This is a genomic window from Providencia sp. PROV119 (assembly GCF_028482435.1).
GTDB classification, from domain to species: Bacteria; Pseudomonadota; Gammaproteobacteria; order Enterobacterales; family Enterobacteriaceae; genus Providencia; species Providencia stuartii.
The window spans coordinates 1-1,816 of sequence record NZ_JAMPQL010000051.1 but is presented as its reverse complement, the minus strand read 5'-3'; the positions used below and the strand labels follow the sequence as shown (position 1 = coordinate 1,816).

Below are 1,816 nucleotides of genomic sequence, written 5' to 3'. Positions count from 1 at the left end.
GGGACACGATGTTGAACCTGTCGATTTTCGGGATTATATCCTGACGGTTGAGAAAAAGGATGTAAAACCTGTTTATTCGAGTTTAAATGAAAAAACAGTACAAATAAAGAATCAAATATTTCTCCAATTGAAGAGTTTATGTCTGAGCAAAAAGCAAAGATAAACAAAAAATTGGTCAAGGACGATTACCATATGAACCTGGCCCAAATGGCATAAAAGAAGCTACACAGACAATAAAAGATACGTTAACAAATCCTATAGAAGTGAGTAATATTATTAAAGCAGAGCAATTAAGAGGAGAATATGATTTAATTCATATTTATAATGAAAAAACAAATAGTATTGTAAGCTTAAGGGTTTTGTCAGAAGGAAATGTTGGATTTGATACTTTAATCCCTGAAAAGTCATCAAAATTTTAATGAGGATTGATTTATGATAAATAGTATAATGACTAATTTTAGAAACATGTCTTTTTATATGAACGGCGAGTTAGCAGCATCAAACCTTGTTCTTTTTATAGAATTTGATAATGTCAACTGGTTTTCTTTGACTATAGGCGAAGGGATGCTTGAGTTCATTAAAAAAGAAACAGAACCTAAATGCAGCTCAACAGTTAACTTACAAGATTCATTCTCATATCCAATTACTGAGAATACTCAACTGAAAAAGTATAAAGGATGTAAGTTAATAAGCGCTCATGAATATAGATTAATTAAAAATTTAAATTATAGCTTGGGAATTTATTTTGAAACAGATATAGGAGGGATAAGTATCATTGAAGATGATGATGAGCTCTTTATAACCGAGGGAGTTAATAATGATTTATTATATGCGTGTAATTTAATTAAATATAATATATTAATGATAAAACATTAAAGCCCCCTGCTTTTGACATGTGAAATGAAATATGAAATCACAAAAACACGTCATCACATCAGGGGAGCTGAGATTAAAATGTCTATTGATATTATGTGGTACACAGCACTAGAAATTGAAAAATTAAAGCCAAGACTGAATTATTATAATAAAAGCTACCTTCCATTTGAAAGGAAAGACTATATTATTTATAGTCAAAGATCAATTTTAAATAGATGTGAATTAGATTTAATAAAAGATAAGTTTAAAAAGTATAAACAAGAAACTTCTCTTATAATATCTGAAGTGTTTAGCATGACCTACAGTGGTAAGAAGACTATTGCCTACAAATTAAATGTAGTTAATGAACTAATTTTAAGGTTAAAAATTAACACAATGAAAACTATAACTGTTCCTCTTTCTAAAGAAGCAATGCACAGGTTGGATTACAATGAATCTATTGATGGTGATCTACTAGAGCTAGAGTTGAGTGATAACGAACTACATATCTTAAATAAAGTCAATCTATTTGAAACAATTAATTATAAATTAGGTTTAAACATAGATGATTATGAAGATGAGAACCTACATGACATGAGTAAAATAGAAAACTTGAATGAAATCCTCACAAGTATGATAAACAAAGAAAATGAACATATAATTAATTCAATATTAGAATTATCCAATACAGCATTAAATAAAAAAACAGGAATATTTTTCTATTTTTGACATTATTTCCATATGGATTTAAAATAGGCAGTGAGTATTTAAATAATGCACATGGCCCAAATTGAAAGGAATCCAGATAAAGATTGAAACATTAATAATCTTCCACATATAACAATTGGCAATTTTGATAAAAACATCATAGTGTAACTGAAAAAAATTTATAATTGATAGAGATAAATATGATGGAGAACCATAAAAAATTACATTTTATAAGCTAAATAATGAGTTATTA

At 27.8% G+C, this 1,816-nt stretch carries 2 protein-coding genes; both read left to right on the top strand.

The genetic code is table 11. The features are described 5' to 3' along the window. The first annotated feature begins 432 nt into the window (after positions 1–432). Entirely contained in the window at positions 433–876 is a 444-nt protein-coding gene (locus PSF11_RS21120; RefSeq protein WP_272682885.1) for a hypothetical protein, read from the top strand. A gap of 24 nt (positions 877–900) precedes the next feature. Continuing rightward, positions 901–1,584 (top strand): hypothetical protein, encoded by a 684-nt coding sequence (locus PSF11_RS21115; RefSeq protein ID WP_232074366.1) that lies wholly within the window; start codon positions 901–903, stop codon positions 1,582–1,584. Positions 1,585–1,816 lie beyond the last annotated feature (232 nt).

Bases quoted from the DNA above. Each gene is read 5' to 3' on its own strand.
- PSF11_RS21115 (WP_232074366.1), top strand. From the start codon at position 901: ATGAAATATGAAATCACAAAAACACGTCATCACATCAGGGGAGCTGAG.
- PSF11_RS21120 (WP_272682885.1), top strand. From the start codon at position 433: ATGATAAATAGTATAATGACTAATTTTAGAAACATGTCTTTTTATATG.